This is a genomic window from Cryobacterium levicorallinum, from assembly GCF_004402405.1.
In the GTDB taxonomy this organism is placed as follows: domain Bacteria; phylum Actinomycetota; class Actinomycetes; order Actinomycetales; family Microbacteriaceae; genus Cryobacterium; species Cryobacterium levicorallinum.
This window is the reverse complement of the sequence record NZ_SOFE01000007.1, coordinates 26,195-44,539: the sequence shown is the minus strand read 5'-3', so window position 1 is coordinate 44,539 and position 18,345 is coordinate 26,195. Positions and strand designations below refer to the sequence as shown.

Here is an 18,345-nt window from a genome sequence, read left to right as displayed (position 1 = left end):
AGCCAACTCGGTGGATGGGTGCTCAGCGCGCTCGAACGGCGCGCACCGCGCACGCGTACGCCTCCAGGTGCCCGGCCACGCCGGTCTCCCAGGTGCGGGCCGAGAGATCGGGACGAGCCGTGTGGGACGAGAACCGAGCGGCGGCGAGCGCATCGGTGAGGTCCTGGGGCGAGAGTGTGTCGGGGTAGGTCAACACCCAGTCGCCGCCCACCTCGTTCGCCAGCGCCTCGGTGACAGCGTTCCGCGGCACCAAAACGGGGCGGCCGAGAGACAAGGCCAACAATGTGGCGCCAGAATTGTGCATCTCCTGGTACGGGAGGACGACTAGCTCGGCCTCGCCGATCTCGTGGGCGAGCGTCTCGTCGCTCGCGTAGCCCAGGCTGAATTCGATGCGTGGGTCTCCGGCCGCCAGAGCTCCCAACGTTCGGGCCAGCTCTGGCGTGTGGGGCTGACCGACGATCCGCAGCGTTGCGGACGATTCCGCAGCATCCGTTATCGCCGTGAAGCACTCGATCAGTGTGTTGATGCCCTTATAGGGGCGAATCAGGCCGAAAAAGAGCAGGCGACCGGGAACTGTCGAGGGGCAGGTCTGACCGGCATACCACTCGCGGTAATCGCCGTGTGCAATCGTACGTTCGAGCGCGCCCGCCGGAAGCGCAGTGAACGCGTTGAGCCGGATCCACAGGGTGGTTTGGCGGTCGAACGCTTGCAGCAGGCGCCGCTCGGTCGGTGACTTCTCTTCGTGGCTGCGCAGGTTATGCAGCGTACGAACCACGGCCGTGTGGCGCAGCCGCAGTCGCGTCAGCAGAAGTGCGAACAGCAGGCGCCGAGCCAGAGCGCGCGCCGGGGTGCGCCCCTGCAGCAGAATCTCTGGCCAGTGCACATGGAACACGTCGTATGGTGCCGTCAACGCACGCCACCAAGAGAATCCGTCAACCTGCACGTGCTCCCGCAGCCCCCGGTCGAGTTGAACGAGGTAGGGGTTGGTCGTGGCGCGGCCCTCCGGAAACGACTCGAGGATGCGCACTACTTGGTCCGCGCCGATTCCGAGTCGCGGCGGCCGGAGTCATCGAACGCGGCTTTGGGCGCTCGGGTGGCCGTGACTCGGTTGACCGGTCCGGTCATTGGTGCGGACACCCGCTTCACGGGTGCGAGCGGTCCGTAGTAGACCTCGGCGCGATGTTCGCGCACCTGGTTCAGTACGATGCCGAGAATGCGGGCGTTGACCGCTTCGAGGGACTCGAGGGTGGTCGTGAGCTGCTGACGGGTGGTCGTTTTGTAGCGAGCCACAACGATGGCGCCGTCGGTGAGGTGAGATAGCCCGAGGGCGTCGGTCGCCGGAAGCAGTGGAGGGGAGTCGACGACGATGAAGTCATAGTCTTCGAGCAGGCGCTTCATCAGCGTTTTCATCGCGGCCGAACCGAGCAGTCGCCCGGGGTTCGGCGGGACGGCACCGGACGGCAGTACATCGAGACCATCGGACCAGCGCACGATGGCATCTTCGGGTCCGACGTCGCCGAGCAAAATTGTGGTGAGGCCGACGTCGCCCTCGAGGTCACACAGCTCGGCGATAGACGGGCGTCGCAGGTCGGCGTCGATCAGCAGCACCTTCGCGGAGCGCTCGGCCATGGCCAGCGCAAGGTTGATGGCGGTCGTGGATTTTCCGTCGCGAGCGACGGCGGAGGTGACGACTGTACTGCGCGGCGGGCTGTCAACGTCGATGAATTCGAGATTGGCGCGCACCCGGCGGTAGGCCTCGGCCAGCGCGCTGTGGGGCATGACCCGCATGGCCAGGCCCGCGGGGTCGGAGCGCCGCTTACGCCCGACCATGCCGAGCAGCGGGTCCGATGAAACCCGGTCGAGGTCCTTCTGCGTGCTCACCCGGGTATCGAGAACCTCCCGGGCCAGGGCATAAAGCACGCCGACCATGAGGCCGAGCAGCAGGCCGGTGAGCACGATGAGTCTGGTATTGGGCGAAAACGGTGCACCGGGGAGTTGCGCGGGTGACACGGTCTTCACCGAGATCGACGGCAAATTGTCGGGGCCCTTGGGTGCCAGGCTCTCCACCGTCGTGGCGAGCGACAGTGAAACGGCGTCGGCCAGCTCGACGGCCTGCTCCGCTGACGTGCTGGTGGAGGTGATATTGATGAACACGGTATTGAGCGGCGTGACGGCGGACACCTGGGCGGCGAGGCTCTGGGGGGTCGTATCCAGTTCCAATCGGGTGATCACCGGGCCGAGAACGGTCGGCGTCGTCGCGAGCTGCGCATAGGACTGTACGAGATTCTGCGTGAAGGTGGAGGTCTGCAGGAGTTCGCTGGTGGTCTCACCGCGATCGCTCGTGACGAAAACACTGTTGGTGGCCTGGAACTGCGGGGGCAGGCTCGCCGCATACCCCCACGCTGCCGCACCGCCGAGCAGCCCGACAATAAGGATGATCAGCCATCGCCTCGTGATGGTTCTCAAATAGTCGATCGGTTCCACAGCATTCTCCGTTCAGTTGCGCCCACACTACAATCAAGCTGATCAAAACTCACATTCGTCGGGCCGCAGCACATCCCCCAGTAGGAGGTACGTCGCCGAATAGTTCAGGGGCGCTGGAATACTCGGTCCAGATGCAGCGGATGCCCAGCTACGGCTGGGTCGCTCCGACGCCGCCCAGCGCGGTCATGTCCCGAAACCACTTGGCCAAAGCGAGCGCCAGATACAGTGCGTTAGCGACAAAGAGCACGGCGTACACCCCGAAGAACAGCGGGGGAGCGCCGAGCAGCACAAACGCGAGGCAGAGCACACCGTAATCGGTCGGCACCCCCAGGAGCGAGCGCAACACCGTGCGGCGAGCGGTCGATGGCGGAGCCAGGGGAGCATGCTTGGCCTTGAGCAAGTCGTTCAGGATCATCGCGAAGAACGATACGGCCGCCACCGCGGTGAACCCGATCGGAACCAGCAGCAAGGCCGGATCAGTGAAGGCAAAATGCGTGAACGCGGTGATCAGCACGGCCAGGTGGAGCGTGGAGATCTTGATGGCGTCGATGACATGGTCAAGCCATTCGCCGGAGGCTGAGCCACCACCACGCAATCGTGCGACCTGGCCATCGGCCGAGTCGAAGGCGTAGCCGACGGCCAGCAGCAGCCACACGGTGATGCCGAGCAGCCAGCTCGGCTCGCCGATCGCGAGCAGCCCGATGGCGCAGAAAGTGAAGCCGGCGCTGATCGCCGTCACATTATTGGGGCTGAGTCCCTTCCGATAGGCGCCGGCCGCGATGTAACGGCCGACTCGTCGGTTCACGTAGACCGAGTAGGCGGGCGCACCGCGGGTGGCGACTTTCTGGGCGGAGGACAACCGGCGTACGGTGTCGAAATAGCCTTCCGTTGGCTGCGCGGTCGGGGCTGGCGTGCTGGTCATAGTGTGATTCCCCTGGACGGTGCGGTTGACGGTTGCCGGCTCATGGTCTCGGGCAGGCTCCAGGTTGACTCCTCGGCACGGCCGCTGCTCTGATGGTGCGTGCTGTAGCCAGCGGCCACACGGCGGGCAAGGCCCTCGTAGCTCGCCGTGACAGTGTCCCAGTTGTATAACTTCGCCGCCCGCTCCTGCAGCGCGGTTCCGACCTCGGCGGTGCGATCGGGGCTCCGCTCGGAGTCTTCGATCAGGGCGCCGAGCGAGTCCGCGTGGCTGAAGTAGGCACCGTGGGTGCCGAGCACCTCCCGGTTGAAGACGACATCCCAGGCGATGACCTTGGTGCCGGCACCCATCGCCCGCAGCAGCGAGGGGTTGGTTCCGCCGACGGAATGGCCGTGTAGGTAGGTGCGCGCGTGCGCGTACAGCTGGTCGAGCTGGCCCTGGTCCCAGACGCTTCCGATCATGCGGATACGCGAATCGGAGGCGGCCAGGTCGGCAATGCGATTGATGTGATCGACCGCGTACGGTGCAGAGCCGACCACCACGAGCGGAAGCAGGGCGCCGCTGGCCCGGTAGCCTTCGACGATCACATCGACATGGTTCTCCGGCTCGAACCGAGCGACGACGAGGTGGTAGCCGCCGGGGAGGAGGCCGAGTTCGGCGAGCCGATCGCACGGGGTGTCCGTAAGAATCTTGGTGCCGTACGAGATCAGCTCGGTGGGCACCTCGAACTCATCCTGGTAGTAGTCGACGATTCCCTGCGCGTCGGCGATCAGGGCATCCGCTTCACGAACAGCTACCTCCTCGGCCCACCGATAATAGCGGCGGCCGGTTGGGCCCCACTTGTCGCGCTTCCACTCGAGTCCGTCCACGTGCACAACGCTGGGAATTCCGCGCAGGCGCAACAGAGGGACGAACGGTGCATTGGCGGCGTTGAAGACGAACGCGACATCGAGGCGGCGATGGGTGGTCGCGTGCAGCACCGAGAGCCCGGTGTGGCTGAGGGTTTCGAGAATCTTGTGCCGCAGGGCCGGCAGCTCAACCAGCGTCATGCCGAGATATTCTTTTGGCGCGGGCTCTACCGTGTGGCGGCAGTACACGGTTACGTCGTGGCCGCGGTCGACCATTCGCCGGCCGATCTCCTCGACGGCCGTTTCAAAACCACCGTAAGTGGCGGGTACTCCGCGGGTGCCGATCATTGCGATGTGCAGGCGTCGTTGGCTGGTGGGCGCAGTGAGTTCGGTCCCCACGGTCATGTCAATACGCCCCTACTGGTTGGATGACGGTCTTGAAGGTGCGCCAGATGATCATCAGATCGCCGGCCAGCGACCAGTTCTCGACGTAGTACAGGTCGAGCCGAACGCTGTCTTCCCAACTCAGGTTGGAACGCCCGTTGACCTGCCACATGCCGGTCAGACCGGGCTTGATATAAAGGCGTCGGTGCACGTGGGTCTCGTAGCCCTGCACTTCCTCCGGAAGCGGCGGACGGGGGCCGACCAGACTCATTTCACCCACAAAGATGTTCCAGAGCTGGGGCAGCTCGTCGAGCGAGTACTTGCGCAGCACCCGGCCGATCTTGGTGATGCGGGGGTCATTGCGAATCTTGAACAGCACCCCGGCGGCCTCGTTCTGGTCGAGGAGGCCAGCCAGGTCGTCTTCGGCCGTCTCCACCATGGAACGGAACTTGATCATGCGGAAGGTCTGGCCATTGCGGCCGCAACGCTCCTGGCGAAACAGCACCGGGCCGGGGCTGTCGATCTTGATCAGCACAGCGATCACGGCCAGGACGGGCAGCAGAAACACGATGGCGAGTCCGGTCGTCACGATGTCCAGGGTGCGTTTGAGGGCATGACGGCCCCCTTCGAACCGGGGGATTTCGACGTGGATCAGCGGGAGGCCGTCAACGGGACGGAAGTGGATGCGGGGACCAGCGACATCCGTTAGCCGGCTGGAGAGAACGAGCTCGGCCGACGTGCCCTCGAGGTCCCAGCCGAGGTTGCGGATGTAGGCGCTGCCACCGCTGGGCTGTCCGGCCACGATGACCGTGTCGACGCCCATGGCCGATGCGGCAGCGGCGACATGTTCGAGATCGGACACGATCGGCACCAGGCGGTCGCCAGCGGCTATCTCAGCGCTGTCGCTCTCTTCGAGTGCGGCCCCGACGATGTAGTACGCGGCGCCAGACTTGGTGTCGATCTGGCTGACGACATACTCAACGTCCTCCCGGTTTCCCACCACGATGACCCGGGCAAGATAGTGGCCGAACGTGCGCTGGTGCAGCAGCCATTTGCGCCACAACCACCGTTCGAATACCAGGGCGATGACGCCGAGGGGCAGCGCGAGAATGAAAAAGAGGCGCGCGATGTCAACCTGCAAGATGAGAAAGGCGATGGCGAGCATGCCGAAGGTCACGGCGCTCGCATTCACCACCTGTTTGTACTCGTGCGCTCCCGCACCCACCACGCGCGAATCGCGAGTATGGAACAGCTCGAGAGCGACGAGCCAGGTCACCACGATCAGCAGGGACACCAGCCAATAATTGGCGCCGAACGATCCGGGAACGGCCGGAATACCGCGCACACCGAACCGAAAGACCAGGGCAACAGCCACGGCCAGCACGATGACGGTGACATCGGTCAGTCGCAGCTTCGTGCGGTAGCGGCGCGCCCAGATGAGTCCCGACGACGGGGTGTCGAGCGCGATGTCACGGGTGGCTGACGCAGCCTGGTCGACGAGACGGAGCTTCGGCGCGCGACGAAGGGAATCGCCTACCGGGAGTGGCGCGGGGGAGTCGGGTTCACTCATGCGTGCTTCCCGGTGTGATCGAACGCCAGGGCGCGGCCAGATAGGGGCAATCGGGTGCGCGAGGCACCGGACTGGCGCAGGCTGCGCTGACGGTGGAGCGACGGGTCGGGGTGTGTGTCACGTTGCATTCCCTGCAGTCGGGTTTACAGGAACAGGTGGTCTTAGCGACAAGGTGACGATGCTGGCACTTGTCTCTCGGTGGAGCGCGGCAGTGAAGATGATTCTTTCTCAGCAACTTACTGGCAGAGACTACCCCGATTCAAGTCGGCCGCGCTGTAACCTCAACGGGGGGCAGCTTCCCCGTGCCGGGTAGGGCAGTCCGTCACGGGCCATGTTTGTGTCGCCACGAACGGCTTGGCGTCTCATTAACGTGCGGTATTGCGGCACACTTGGGCGTTATCGGCGGCCGCGCACCCGCACGGCGCGGGTCGTAGGCTGATCGGAGCCAACGCATTGCCGGGGAGAATTCACATGACCGAAAGATTTACGAGATTTCCTGTCATTGACGGACACAACGATCTTGCCTGGGCCTGCCGCGCGCATCGTGACTATTCCGTCAGCGGACTCGATTCCGAGCAGGATTCCGGGCGCAGCGCGCTTCAAACGGATGTCCCCAAGTTGCGTCGCGGAGGCGTACACGGCCAGTTCTGGTCGGTTTGGGTGCACACCGATCTGGAGGGGACGGATTCGGTCCAGGCAACCCTCGAGCAGATCGACTTCATTCACCGCCTGATTGCGGCGTATCCCGACGACTTCGAGTGGGCCGTCACGGCCGACGACGTCGAGCGCGCCCAGCTGAATGGAAGAATCGCGTCGCTGCTGGGCGTTGAAGGCGGCAATCAGATCAACAACTCGCTCGCCGTGCTGCGCGAATACGCCCGCCTGGGTGTGCGGTATATGACGCTGACCTGGAATTCCTCGACCGAGTGGGCTGACGCAGCAGTGGGCGATGTGACCCACGACGGAATAAATGATCGAGGTAGAGCAGTCATCGCGGAGATGAACCGCATCGGCATGATGATCGACCTCTCGCACGTCTCGGCCGCGACCATGCAGGACGCGCTGGACGCGACCGAGCTGCCGCTCATCTTCAGCCACTCGTCGTGCTTTGCTCTCAACCCCCACCCGCGGAACGTGCCGGATCAGATTCTCACCCAGCTCAAGGCCAACAATGGTGTGCAGATGATCACCTTCGTGCCCGCGTTCATCTCGGCCGACTATCGACGCTGGGAAGACGAAGGCTCGGCGGGGTACAAGCCGCTCGTGACGGTCGCGCACGTTGCCGACCATGTTGAGCATGCCCGGCGGGTGGCCGGCGTCGACCACATCGGCCTCGGCGGTGACTTCGACGGCTGCCCCGACATGCCGGTTGGTCTGGCCGACGTCTCGGAGTACCCGAACCTGTTCGCCGAGCTGTCGCGTCGCGGTTGGAGCGACGCTGACCTGGCCAAGCTCGGCTACCAGAACGTGCTGCGCGTGCTGCGCGCGAACGACCCCGCCTATCGCGCGTTTATCGCGTAACGGCTGCTGCCGGTGAACGGATGCTGCGGCATCCGCTTGTTTCGTGCGGCTCTGCACAGGCTTTGCCCAGTGGGTCTGCCTATGGTCGAGGGAGGTCGCGAAATGCGGCCCCGGACGACGGATCAGTACCCGGCACAAGACAAGACTGGCCGAGGAGTAGCAGTCATGTCGTGGATCGTACTCATTGCGTCCGGAGTGCTGGAAGCTGTCTGGGCGACGGCGCTCGGCAAGTCCGAGGGCTTCAGCAAGTTGTGGCCGACCATTATCTTCGGCGGTGCGCTTGCACTCAGCATGGGCGGTCTGGCCTGGGCGATGCGGGAGATTCCGATCGGAACGGCCTACGCCGTCTGGGTCGGCATCGGCGCGGCCCTCACCGTGGTCTGGGCCATGATCAGCGGCGATGCGAGCGTGTCGTGGCTGAAGATCGCGCTGCTGCTCGGCCTGATCGGCTGCATCGTCGGCCTCAAACTCGTCGACACCCCGCCCAAAACTGCAGCTCTCGGGGACGGTTTTTACAACGAGTCGACGAGCACGCGCTAGCCGAGGAGTTCGTCAACGTAACACCAGCGCCATGATTCCCGCGGCTCGGCGCTGCACATGATGGCGTGGCCGGACTGTTGGAAATGCTTGGTCGCGTGCTGACCCGCGGATGAATCGCAGCACCCCACGTTTCCGCAGGCCAGGCACATTCGAAGGTGTACCGGGGTGGTGCCTTCGCGCACACAGTCCTTACACTCAGGGTCCTGCGGCACTGACTGCTCGCCCACGGTCCGTAGGTGCTCGCAGCCGCCCGCGCCCAGGCGCGCTTCGTCGTTGTCGCGCCGATTGGCGGGTCGGGCCGGGGTGCGGGCGTCGATGTCCGCACCCTCGGTGGAGGAATCCAACATGGACTCCTCCACGTCGAGCATCTCCAGCACTTCACTGATCACCTCGTGGGCGTAATCGCCGGTGCGACGCAGTTTGAGAACCCTGGCGCGCTCCGCATCGAGCATGGCCAGCCTCAGCTGCACGTAGCGCTTGCTGGGAGTGCGGTCTGCGAGCTCCGAACGCCCGAGGCGCTCCCATGCTGCCCTGTTGCGTTCCTGCGTGCGGCGTTCGAGCATGGCCAGCACCTCTGGAGAATCGCCGGGCCGGGTGTGCTGGCGCAGGTTTTCGATTCCCGCGGCGGTGGCCTGGTCCATCAGCGCGGCCTGGCTGAGCGCATCCGCATGGATATCTGGGCCGTGCACGCCGAGGGCCCGTACCAGCCACGGCAAGGTGAGGCCTTGCACAACCAGCGTTCCCGCCACGACTCCCAGGGCCGCGAGAACGAGGACGGGGCGGTGTGCGACGTCTTCTGGCAGGGCGAACACGGCAGCCAGGGTGACCACACCGCGCATACCCGCCCAAGACACGATGGTGGGCAACTGCCAGGGTGGTGCGGGGTCAGCCGCGCGAATTTTGGGTATCAGCCGAGGCAGATAAATGGCCGGGAACACCCACACCGGGCGCAACAGGAGAACCGCGACGAATACGACAATACAGGTGCCCCAGATGCGCGCGGCGCCAAGCGAATCGCCGGAGGTCGCCTCAATAATTGTGCGCACCTGTAACCCGATCAGCAGAAAGACGGAGTTCTCGAGCAAAAACTGGACGGTGGCCCAGTTGCTGCGCTGACTCAATCGGGAGGCGCCGCCGGGCATCGCTGGCGACTTGGTGCCGATCACGAGGCCGGCCACGACGACAGCCAACACGCCCGATGCGTTGATCTCCTCCGCCGGGATATAGGCCACGAACGGGGCTGCGAGAGACATGGACGTGTTTATGGCGACGTTACGCACCCGTTTTCGGATCTGCAACAGGAGCCACGCCGCGATTAGTCCGATCACGATACCTCCACCAGCGGCCAAAGCGATGTCAGACGCCACCTGCCAGACGGTGACGCTGCCGCCAATAGCAACGATCGCCGTGCGAAGGAGCACCAGTGCGGTCGCATCGTTGACCAGTGACTCGCCCTCCAAAAGACTCACTACCCGGCGCGGTAGCCCAACGCGACGGGCAATCGTGGTCGCCGCTACCGCGTCCGGCGGAGCCACCACCGCGCCTAGGGCGAACGCCGCAGCCAGCGGAATCTCCGGGATCAGCCACCAGACGACGAGGCCGATGGCTACGGTTCCGAAAATGACGTAGCCGACCGACAGTAGTGCGATAGAACGCAGGTTTGTGCGGAACTCGACCAGGGAGGTACGAATGGCGGCCGCGTAGAGCAATGGAGGCAGGATGCCCACCAATACCAGTTCCGGATCCAGCTTGATCGCTGGAATAAACGGCAGGTACGAGCCGATCACTCCAACGACCACCAGCAGCAGTGGAACGGACAGGTTCAGGCGCCTCGCGAGAGCACTGGCCGCGCAGACGACGGCGACGAGAGTGAGAAGACCGAGTGCGACATTCATTTTTTTACCGCCAAGAGTTGCAGGGGACTGACTACGGCAAGATATGTCCGGTGGCAGTGAAGAGTCGGTACCATTCTCCCCTGGTGAGGGTGATATGAGACCCCACGGCCGAAACGCCGGCGGTGATTAGCGGCGCATGCGTAATGCTCAATTGCACCTGATTGACGATGAGCGGTTGCGCCACCGAATGCTTCAGTAACTCGACCTGCCCGGGAGTGTGATTGGAGACGCCGAAATTGAGTACTTTCCCCGCATCGTGCAGAATCTTGAAGGCTTCGGCGACCTCATCTTGTTCCATGAGCGCGTCGGGACGGTGCAGCAGCAGGTCGAGGTAAACGGTCTTCAACGCCGCGAGTGATTCGTCGACGGACCGTAGGATGTGCCCCTTGGAGAAGTCCAGAAGCCCGATCGAAGGCCGACCTTGGACTGGATGGCGACGCTTGCCCGTCCTTCGGCGGAAAACGTGACGGCTTCGCCGAAACGCCGCTCGCATTCGTGGGGCTCGCCGCCATACACGTCGGCGTGATCGAAGAAATTTATGCCGGCGTCCGGGCGGCTCCAACCAAGGATCGAACCTCCTGGTCGGCGAGGGGAACAACTCGCATCAGCCCGAGAACGATGTCGGAGACCGGGAAGTGTGTATTCGGTGATGTCATCGTCCTCATGTGCCCATTTTGGACGCAGACGGACACAAACCGACGTTCAGCGGCCACATTCGTACCCTAGTTGAGTCGACGGGCGAGGTCGCTCAAAGCGGTGATCGTGTGCTCCGGTGCCGCAAAGTAGCTCGGGTAGGCCTCGCCCGTGCGGTTCAACCACGCGGTGCCCAGGCCTGCCCTGACCGCCCCATGGATGTCCCAGGGGTGCACGGCCACCAGCACCAAGTCGCCCGTTGTAACCCCGCACGCAGCCGCGGCATAGTCGTAGGCGGCCTGAACCGGCTTCCACGCTGGGGCGTCTTCTACCGTGAGTACGGCCTCGAAGTCGCTCCGCAGCCCGGCCCGGGTCAGCAGGGACTCGGCTACCTGATCCGATCCGTTGGACAATGTCACGAGGCGCATGCCCGCGCTTTTCAGGGCCCGGATTCCGTCAGCGATGTCCGGGTGCAGGCTCAACGATTGGAAGCCGTTCATGATGTGGGTCACGGCATCGTCGAGACTGCGGGTGAGCGCCACATCGCGGAGCAGTCCGCGCAGAATCTCCGAACCGATCGTCGCGAATTTTGCAGTACCACCCGCGGCGGCGAGGGCGAAGCCATCCCGCAGCAGCGCGGCGAACCAGATTCGGGCCAGTTCGGCCGGGGCGCCGATCTCCACGAATCGGGCGCTCAGCGGGGACATGTCGGAGAGAGTCTCGTTGACATCGAATACGATCACTGATGGTGTGCTGGTCATGACTCGCTCCGTGGGTTGGTGGGTGTGTCGGTCGGCACCAGGCGCGCGATGAAGCGCTGCACGTCGTCGATGTGCGCGGCGGTGAGTCCGATGTTCATGTCGGGCTGCACCAGAAGCGTGGGTCGCGCCTCGGCGGCCGCCCAGGCGACGGCATCCTGGCGCAGGATGTCATCGATCCAGATCACCGCGTCGGGCTGCGGCTCCTGCCGGGCCAGCCAGCGGGCGACCCAGTGCAGCTTCGCTGTCGGTGCGGGAGCTGACGGAGCGGCGTGCAGGTTGCGCGGAAAGGCGATGCCCTCGGTGTCTGCTGCCAGGCCGAGGTCCCGGGTCAGGTGAAACGTGTGCGTGGGTGACCACGTGGTCGCCCAGACGATGGATCCCAGCTCGGCGAGCCGCCGCACGAGCTCCTGGCGCGGCGCATCGAGCACAAGCCGCTGGCCGACGACCCGCGGGTTCAGTACCCCATCGACGTCGAGCAGGATAAGAACGGTGCGCGTGGTCATCATTCGAGCCTAGGTGTTCCTTTCGGATGATGTCGGTGCTGCCACCTTCGGCACCTGATGCGCGCTGCCTCGTGAATGGATGGTCCGTCCCGCTCGATTCCGCGTACGGGCGCTTCCTGAAACGGTGACCGGCAGCGATTGTTCTCGGGACATCAGTCCGCGGGATTTGCTCGCAGCCACGCACGGACTTGTTCTGCATGAGCGTCCGCCGGGAAGACGGGATAAAACACGTGCCTGACGGTCTGCCCGTCGACGACGAGGTTCATCCGCTTGAGAAGTGTCAAGCCTGCGACCATGAAGGTTGGGAGTTTGTGCGCCCCGGCCAATCGCCCATTCTCGTCGGAGAGGAGCGGGTAGGGCAGGTGCAACCGCTCGACGGCCTCGCGTTGTTAAGCGCTGCTCTGCGTGGAGAGCCCGGTCACGCTTCGCGCACCGGCCTCATGGAGCTGGGCCAGGTTGTCGCGAAAGCTGCGGGCTTCGGCGGTGCACCCCTTTGCTCCGGGAATGCCTGCCCATCCGATTGGCTCGGCCTGGCCCGGAACACCGGTTCGTGGATAGATAAACATGACCCAGCGCCCGGGCGAGACGTTTTTGATGCTCATCTCACCGCCCGATGTCGATGCACGGGCGATGTCAGGCAGGTGCAATCCGATCAGGTGATCGGCTGCACCGTCGTCGGTGGGCGTCGGGAGGGCATCCGTCACATGGTTCACTTTTCGTGATGTGCTCACCGTCAAGGAGTCAGCCCGAGGAATTTCCCGAATGGGCTGGAGCCGTCGACCCTGAGCTCAGGCCTGGGCCGGCACAGCGTTTCTGCAGTCAGAACCAGTTTCTGGCTCAGGGCCATCTCGCCGTCGCGAACCGGCGCCAAGGCCACCGGGCCGCAGGCACCCGACGACAACGATTCAAGTGAGCTGCAGCTCGCACCCGCCCTGTCGAGGACGCACTGTCGCGGGCGCGCTGCCCGAGACTCGGACCGGGCATAAAAAAGGCCACTCCCCGAGTCCCTCACGAGTGAGTTTCCTAGGGAGTGGCGGTGGTGGCCCCGACCGGCGTCGATCCGGTGACCTTTCGATTTTCAGTCGAACGCTCTACCAACTGAGCTACAGGGCCCCAAAGATACGTCAAAACGCGTCTTCTAAGAAAAAAAGCCCTTCCTTTCGAAAGGGCTATATTTCCTTTGCGACCCTGACCGGACTTGAACCGGCGACCTCCGCCGTGACAGGGCGGCGCGCTAACCAACTGCGCTACAGGGCCTCGAGGTGAAAATTGTGAATCTGTGTGCGAGGCACTCGGTAAGACTATTCTATTTCTTTACTACTTTTTCACTTACTCTGTGTGCACGTGCAGTTTGCGTAGCCCCAACGGGATTCGAACCCGTGTTAACGCCGTGAAAGGGCGCCGTCCTAGGCCGCTAAACGATGGGGCCGTGAGCCATAAAGTTCATGGCTGCCGAAGAGTAAGCATACGGTCTTGTAGGGCGAAGGCCAAATCGACGCGCGCAGCATCCGCTTGAAAGCTGCCCATTTTGTGACGCCAATTCGCACCGCGCCCACAAATGTGCGGGCCACAGCCCTTTTCGCGAGTTAGATTCGGCGTTGAAACTGGGCCAAACCTGCTCAATTTGTTACTCTGAAGAGTCTGCTGCGGCGCAAGCTGCAGCTGGAAAGCCCGTTGGGAAACAATGATTCGTTCTACAGCCGTGATCCGCCGCTCCGGAAACGCTCCGGCCAGCCGTTTTCGAGCGGGCAGTCGGTGGCCGCGGCACGGCCTGGCGCTAACCAGCGTCGTCGCAGCCATGACCCTTCTGGTCACGCTGGTGGCCCCGGCCGCCCCGGCGCGGGCGGTCGATTACCCTTCGTGGCAGGATCTGCAGAACGCCAAGGCGAACACCAGTGCCGCCGCCGCGCAGGTGACCGCGATCGAGAATCTCATCGCCAGCCTGCAGGTGCAGGTGCAGGAGACCCAGGCCGCCGCCGAGAAGAGCGCCATCGAACTCGAAGACGCGCAGCGAGAATTTGACGATGCCACCCGTCGGGCCGAGGACATCCAGAAGCAGGCAGACGACAGCAAGGCCACAGCGGATACCGCCACCAAGCAGGCCGGCCAGCTCGCCGCCCAGCTCTACCGCACCGGTGGCACGGACCTGAGCGTCAACCTGTTCCTGGAAGGCGGAGGGGACGGCGCCGACGCCGACCTGCTGCTGGCAAAACTCGGCAGTATGAGCAAGTTGGTTGAGCGCAGTTCGGATGTGTACGACGAGGCGCAGTCCGCCATGAACAACGCCCAGTCGCTCGGGGACCAGGCCAAGGTCGCCCAGGCGGAACGCGAAGTGTTGCGCGTCGCCGCCGAGGCCGCCCTCGTTGCGGCACAGACCGCGGCCGAGGCGGCGGCCAATGCCCTCGCCGAATCCGAAGCCAAGGGCATCGAGCTCGAGCAGCAGCTGCAGTTCATGCGCGACGCCCAGGCCACGACAACGGCCGGCTACGAGGCTGGCGTGGCCGAACGTGCCCGCCTCGAAGCAATTCGGGTGGCGGCTGAGGCCGAACGTGCGCGGGTGGCCGCGGCTGCAGCGCGCGCCAGCGGCGGCTCCGGCGGAACGGTGAGCATGTCCGGCTGGGGCGTACCGGCCAGCGGACGCATCACCGGCGGCTACGGCCCCCGCTCGACCATTTGCGGCAGCGGCGGACAGTGCAGCGGAAGCTTTCACTACGCGACAGACCTCGGCACCGGTTGCGGCGCGCCCATCTACGCCGCCCACGCCGGCGTCGTCACCTGGGCCGGACGCCTCGGCACCTACGGTAACTTCGTGAAGATCAGCCACGGCGACAACGTCTCGACCGGCTACGCCCACATTCGCGACGGCGGGTACAACGTGGGTGTCGGCCAGTCTGTATCGGCGGGGCAGCTCATCGCCAGCTCCGGACAGACCGGGGCCGCCAACGGCTGCCACCTGCACTTCGAAGTTTGGATTGGTGGAAACCGCATCAATCCCGTTCCATTCATGGCCGACCGGGGAGCAGCACTTGGCTAACAACAGCACACCTGCACGGAATACCGCAGCGTTACCGAGCACCACTGCACGTGCACGAGTTCACGCACGATCGAAGCGCCTGTTCTCGGCCGTCGCGATCGGCGCGGTCTCGGCCGTGACGGCATCCGTTGCCGCGGCCGGCGGGGCGGCGTTTGCCGCGCCGGACTACCCGAGCTGGAACGACGTCGAAAAGGCCAAGCAGAACGAGTCGACCAAGCAGACTGAAATTGCCACGCTGGGTGAGCTGTTGGACGGTTTGGCCGCCCAGTCGGCGACCGCCGTGACGACCGCACAGATGGCGGCCGAGGAATATCGCATCACCCAGGACTCCCTGGCTGCCGCCACCGAGCGGGAAGCCAGCCTGAACGCGCAGGCGAAAAAGGCAGAGGCTGCCGCTGCGACGTCGAAGATGCGGGCCGGCCTGATCGCGGCCCACCTCGCCAAGTCCGGCGGCAACGGTCTCTCACTCAACCTGTTCCTGAGCGGCAACAGCGCCGATGACCTGCTCAGTCAGCTCGGTACAGCCAGCAAGCTCAGCGAGCAGTCCGAGCAGATTTACACCGAAGCGCGCCAGGACCAGAACGCGGCCGAGTCGCTCGGCGACCAGGCGGCGTCGGCCACCGACGAACGCGAACGCCTCACCGCAGAGTCCAAGACCACCTTTGAGGCGGCGGCTGCGAGCTCAGCGGCGGCCGAGGCAGCCTACGACACTCAGCAACGCCGGTCGAGCGAGCTGTTCGAGCAGCTCGCCCTGCTCAAGGACACCACGGCCGAGGCTGAGCGCAGCTTTCACGTCGGCGAAGAAGCGGCCGCTGCAGCGAAAGCGTTCGCGCAGGCTCAGGCGTCCGCTGCGGCAATAGCGGATGCTGCCGCTGCCGCAGCGGCGCAGGACGCCGCGGCCGCTGAGGGTTCCGGCTCGGATTCTGGGTCCGGTTCCGGCAATGGTTCGGGGTCTGGCGCGGTCACTCCGGTGGTGCCGAGCGTGCCGAGCGTGCCGAGCGTGCCGAGCGCTCCGGCTGGCGGCGGTACGACCGTTCCGGCGCCGAATGCGAGTGCCGTCGACACCGCTCTCGCCTTCGCCAGCGACCAGCTCGGCGACCGTTACGTTTTCGGCGGTTCCGGCCCCGACGCCTGGGACTGCTCGGGTCTGACCAAGGCGGCCTACGCCGCGGCGGGCATCTACATCGGCACCCACTCGGCCACGGACCAGTACAACACCATGGCGCGGCAGGGCAAGCTCGTCTCCTTCGCGCAGGTGCAGGTGGGCGACCTGTTGTTCTGGGGCAGCCCCGGCAATTACTACCACGTGGCGATTTACGTCGGCGGCGGGCAGATTCTCGAAGCTCCGAACCCCTCGGCGCGCGTGCGGGTGCACAGCATCTGGTCGTCCTGGGCTGTTGCGCCCTACGTCGGTCGCCCCGCAGCGTAGCGCGGAGCTCTCAGGCCCCGCATGAGACCGGACGTGTAGCTAATTCTGGAGATCTTCGCGGGATCGCACGATGGCCAGCAGACCAGTGCGACGACCGCACCAGCACTTGGCGGATTTTCTGATGTAGCCCCCGCGGGTGGGGGCCCCGAGCCAGACACCAAAAAGGGGGCTCCTGCCGCCGGATAACCGGTGACCGGAGCCCCTGTTCGTAGCGCCCGCCTGCTGTTTCGCGCTGAGGGGGCGCAAACCGTTCAACCGAAACCGGTTTTAGGTCGATTTGGGCCCCCTCAGGAAGGTCCTGCGGGCTAGTGGCCCTCTTCGGCCAGCTTCGCGATGCCGTCAACCACGATCTGGTTGGCTTCGGCGGCGTCACCCCAGCCCTCGGTCTTGACCCACTTGTTCGGCTCGAGGTCCTTGTAATGCTCGAAGAAGTGCTCGATTTCCTTGCGGGTGTACTCCGGAATGTCGAGGACATCCTGAATGTGGTCCCAGCGCGGGTCGCCAGCCGGAACGGCGATGACCTTGGCGTCTGAGCCGCCGTCATCGGTCATGTTGAACACGCCGACCGGACGCACGGAGACGCCAACGCCCGGGAACAACGGGTAGTCGAGCAGCACGAGAACGTCGACCGGGTCGCCGTCGAGGCCGAGGGTGTTCTCGAAGTAGCCGTAGTCGGTGGGGTACATAAAGCTCGTGTAGAGCACGCGGTCGAGATAGACCCGGCCGGTCTCGTGGTCCACCTCGTACTTATTGCGGCTCCCGCGGGGGATTTCGATAACTGCGTCGTATTCGGCCATGGCGTTGTTTCTCCCTTGATCTAAGTCTGCGGATAACGTTACTGGATGGAATCCACCCGCCGCCCGCGTCTGACCCCGGCCATCGCCGATATTCGCCGGGCCGTGCGCGCGTTGCTGCCGACCGAGGGGCTCGTGCTTGTTGGACTCAGCGGCGGCGCCGATTCGCTCGCGCTGGCCGCGGCGACCGCCTTCGAGGCCGGGCGCGCGGGTATCCGTGCCGGCGCGGTCATCGTCGATCACAATCTGCAAACCGGATCAGCGGATGTCGCAGTCGCAGCCGCCGAGACCGCCCGCCAGCTTGGCCTCGACCCCGTGCTCGTCTGGAGCGTGACGGTCGACGGCGACGGAACCGGCCCGGAGGCGGCCGCACGCACCGCACGCTATGCGGCGTTCACTGCGGCGCTCGAGCAGACCGGGGCGAGCGGCGTGCTGCTCGGTCATACCCTCGACGACCAGGCCGAAACCGTGCTGCTCGGGCTGGCCCGGGGCTCCGGGCCGACCAGCCTGCGCGGAATGGCGGCGCAAACCGGGCCGATTTTACGACCGTTGCTGGGCATCCGTCGCGCCGCTACCCGGCAATTTTGTGCGGATGCCGGCCTCGCGCCGTGGACCGACCCGCACAATTTCGACCCGCGCTATGCCCGGGTGCGGGCGCGCGAAACCGTGCTGCCGCTGCTGGAAAGCGAGCTCGGTCCCGGCGTCGCCGTGGCGCTCGCCCGCACCGCTCAGGCGCTGCGCGAGGATTCCGACGCGCTCGATGAGCTTGCCGACGCGGTCGCGCGCAGGCACTGGGCTCATGGCACGATCGACGCGGCCGCTCTCGCAGCGCAGCCGGCTGCGGTGCGGCAGCGCGTGATCCGATTGGGAGTGGAGCAGGAGTGTGGGGTGTGGCTCGACCGGCGGCAGACCCTGGCGGTGGCGGCCCTCGTGACCGATTGGCATGGACAGGGGGCACTCAGCCTGCCGGGTATTAGAGTTATACGGCAGGGCGGATTGTTGATTTTTTCCGTGCCAGCATAAATCTGAA

Annotated in this window: 16 protein-coding genes, 3 tRNA genes and 1 riboswitch; of the genes, 5 read left to right on the top strand and 14 right to left on the bottom strand. The window is 64.9% G+C overall.

The genetic code is table 11. The annotated features are described in order from the left end of the window. Window positions 1-22 precede the first annotated feature (22 nt). The 5 genes from E3O11_RS03790 to E3O11_RS03770 all read right to left on the bottom strand — a co-directional run bounded on the left by E3O11_RS03790 (window position 23) and on the right by E3O11_RS03770 (window position 6,205). On the bottom strand, window positions 23-1,027 hold the full coding sequence (locus tag E3O11_RS03790; RefSeq protein ID WP_092451750.1) for a glycosyltransferase: 1,005 nt from the start codon (window positions 1,025-1,027) through the stop codon (window positions 23-25). Then, window positions 1,027-2,484, bottom strand: coding sequence for a tyrosine-protein kinase domain-containing protein (locus E3O11_RS03785; protein ID WP_092451752.1), 1,458 nt, complete (start codon window positions 2,482-2,484; stop codon window positions 1,027-1,029). Before E3O11_RS03785 ends, E3O11_RS03790 begins: the two co-directional genes overlap by 1 nt. Window positions 2,485-2,632: 148 nt before the next feature. Beyond that, a complete protein-coding gene (locus E3O11_RS03780; protein WP_092451754.1) occupies window positions 2,633-3,406 on the bottom strand; it encodes a CDP-alcohol phosphatidyltransferase family protein in 774 nt (257 codons plus the stop codon). Next, window positions 3,403-4,656 (bottom strand): DUF1972 domain-containing protein, encoded by a 1,254-nt coding sequence (locus tag E3O11_RS03775; RefSeq protein WP_198415544.1) that lies wholly within the window; start codon window positions 4,654-4,656, stop codon window positions 3,403-3,405. Before E3O11_RS03775 ends, E3O11_RS03780 begins: the two co-directional genes overlap by 4 nt. 1 nt (window position 4,657) lies before the next feature. After that, on the bottom strand, window positions 4,658-6,205 hold the full coding sequence (locus tag E3O11_RS03770) for a sugar transferase (protein WP_092451756.1): 1,548 nt from the start codon (window positions 6,203-6,205) through the stop codon (window positions 4,658-4,660). A gap of 471 nt (window positions 6,206-6,676) precedes the next feature. On the opposite strand from E3O11_RS03770, the gene E3O11_RS03765 reads away from it, so the two are divergent. Together E3O11_RS03765 and E3O11_RS03760 are read left to right on the top strand one after the other, a co-directional pair. Then, window positions 6,677-7,726: a dipeptidase gene (locus E3O11_RS03765; RefSeq protein ID WP_092451758.1), complete on the top strand. Its 1,050-nt coding sequence runs from the start codon at window positions 6,677-6,679 to the stop codon at window positions 7,724-7,726. 89 nt (window positions 7,727-7,815) lie between these two features. Continuing rightward, window positions 7,816-7,880: riboswitch (guanidine-III (ykkC-III) riboswitch) on the top strand. Between the two features lie 11 nt (window positions 7,881-7,891). Then, window positions 7,892-8,266, top strand: a complete 375-nt coding sequence (locus E3O11_RS03760) for a DMT family transporter (protein WP_092451760.1) — start codon at window positions 7,892-7,894, stop codon at window positions 8,264-8,266. Here E3O11_RS03760 and E3O11_RS03755 read toward each other — a convergent pair. The 8 genes from E3O11_RS03755 to E3O11_RS03720 all read right to left on the bottom strand — a co-directional run bounded on the left by E3O11_RS03755 (window position 8,263) and on the right by E3O11_RS03720 (window position 13,487). Next, complete coding sequence (locus E3O11_RS03755; RefSeq protein ID WP_092451762.1) at window positions 8,263-10,161, bottom strand: Na+/H+ antiporter; 1,899 nt, start codon at window positions 10,159-10,161, stop codon at window positions 8,263-8,265. The two genes, E3O11_RS03760 and E3O11_RS03755, sit on opposite strands and share 4 nt — an antisense overlap. A gap of 31 nt (window positions 10,162-10,192) precedes the next feature. After that, window positions 10,193-10,507 (bottom strand): aldo/keto reductase, encoded by a 315-nt coding sequence (locus tag E3O11_RS18015; RefSeq protein WP_233195208.1) that lies wholly within the window; start codon window positions 10,505-10,507, stop codon window positions 10,193-10,195. Between the two features lie 376 nt (window positions 10,508-10,883). Further along, a complete protein-coding gene (locus E3O11_RS03745) occupies window positions 10,884-11,555 on the bottom strand; it encodes a haloacid dehalogenase type II (protein WP_092451764.1) in 672 nt (223 codons plus the stop codon). After that, complete coding sequence (locus E3O11_RS03740; protein WP_134495407.1) at window positions 11,552-12,058, bottom strand: HAD domain-containing protein; 507 nt, start codon at window positions 12,056-12,058, stop codon at window positions 11,552-11,554. Before E3O11_RS03740 ends, E3O11_RS03745 begins: the two co-directional genes overlap by 4 nt. A 389-nt stretch (window positions 12,059-12,447) precedes the next feature. Then, window positions 12,448-12,789 (bottom strand): thioredoxin domain-containing protein, encoded by a 342-nt coding sequence (locus E3O11_RS17875; protein WP_198415542.1) that lies wholly within the window; start codon window positions 12,787-12,789, stop codon window positions 12,448-12,450. A gap of 306 nt (window positions 12,790-13,095) precedes the next feature. After that, window positions 13,096-13,171, bottom strand: a tRNA-Phe gene (locus E3O11_RS03730). Window positions 13,172-13,241: 70 nt separating this feature from the next. After that, window positions 13,242-13,315 (bottom strand) — tRNA-Asp (locus tag E3O11_RS03725). Window positions 13,316-13,414: 99 nt separating this feature from the next. Continuing rightward, a tRNA-Glu gene (locus tag E3O11_RS03720) sits at window positions 13,415-13,487 on the bottom strand. A gap of 255 nt (window positions 13,488-13,742) precedes the next feature. Between E3O11_RS03720 and E3O11_RS03715 the strand changes: the two genes are divergently transcribed. Both E3O11_RS03715 and E3O11_RS03710 read left to right on the top strand, forming a co-directional pair. After that, a complete protein-coding gene (locus E3O11_RS03715; RefSeq protein ID WP_233195199.1) occupies window positions 13,743-15,092 on the top strand; it encodes a M23 family metallopeptidase in 1,350 nt (449 codons plus the stop codon). After that, window positions 15,085-16,521, top strand: a complete 1,437-nt coding sequence (locus tag E3O11_RS03710; protein ID WP_092451768.1) for a C40 family peptidase — start codon at window positions 15,085-15,087, stop codon at window positions 16,519-16,521. The genes E3O11_RS03715 and E3O11_RS03710 overlap by 8 nt, the downstream gene beginning before the upstream one ends. Before the next feature lie 305 nt (window positions 16,522-16,826). On the opposite strand, the gene ppa is transcribed toward E3O11_RS03710, so the two are convergent. Then, window positions 16,827-17,318, bottom strand: coding sequence for an inorganic diphosphatase (ppa, locus tag E3O11_RS03705; protein ID WP_092106945.1), 492 nt, complete (start codon window positions 17,316-17,318; stop codon window positions 16,827-16,829). A 45-nt stretch (window positions 17,319-17,363) separates the two neighbouring features. On the opposite strand from ppa, the gene tilS reads away from it, so the two are divergent. After that, on the top strand, window positions 17,364-18,338 hold the full coding sequence (gene tilS, locus E3O11_RS03700; protein ID WP_092451770.1) for a tRNA lysidine(34) synthetase TilS: 975 nt from the start codon (window positions 17,364-17,366) through the stop codon (window positions 18,336-18,338). Window positions 18,339-18,345 lie beyond the last annotated feature (7 nt).

Excerpts from the sequence above, each read along its gene's own strand:
- E3O11_RS03755 (WP_092451762.1), bottom strand. The coding sequence starts at position 10,161 with ATGAATGTCGCACTCGGTCTTCTCACTCTCGTCGCCGTCGTCTGCGCG.
- E3O11_RS03780 (WP_092451754.1), bottom strand. The coding sequence starts at position 3,406 with ATGACCAGCACGCCAGCCCCGACCGCGCAGCCAACGGAAGGCTATTTC.
- E3O11_RS03745 (WP_092451764.1), bottom strand. The coding sequence starts at position 11,555 with ATGACCAGCACACCATCAGTGATCGTATTCGATGTCAACGAGACTCTC.
- tilS (WP_092451770.1), top strand. The coding sequence starts at position 17,364 with ATGGAATCCACCCGCCGCCCGCGTCTGACCCCGGCCATCGCCGATATT.
- E3O11_RS03715 (WP_233195199.1), top strand. The coding sequence starts at position 13,743 with ATGATTCGTTCTACAGCCGTGATCCGCCGCTCCGGAAACGCTCCGGCC.
- E3O11_RS03760 (WP_092451760.1), top strand. The coding sequence starts at position 7,892 with ATGTCGTGGATCGTACTCATTGCGTCCGGAGTGCTGGAAGCTGTCTGG.
- E3O11_RS03740 (WP_134495407.1), bottom strand. The coding sequence starts at position 12,058 with ATGACCACGCGCACCGTTCTTATCCTGCTCGACGTCGATGGGGTACTG.
- E3O11_RS03765 (WP_092451758.1), top strand. The coding sequence starts at position 6,677 with ATGACCGAAAGATTTACGAGATTTCCTGTCATTGACGGACACAACGAT.
- ppa (WP_092106945.1), bottom strand. The coding sequence starts at position 17,318 with ATGGCCGAATACGACGCAGTTATCGAAATCCCCCGCGGGAGCCGCAAT.
- E3O11_RS03770 (WP_092451756.1), bottom strand. The coding sequence starts at position 6,205 with ATGAGTGAACCCGACTCCCCCGCGCCACTCCCGGTAGGCGATTCCCTT.
- E3O11_RS03775 (WP_198415544.1), bottom strand. The coding sequence starts at position 4,656 with ATGACCGTGGGGACCGAACTCACTGCGCCCACCAGCCAACGACGCCTG.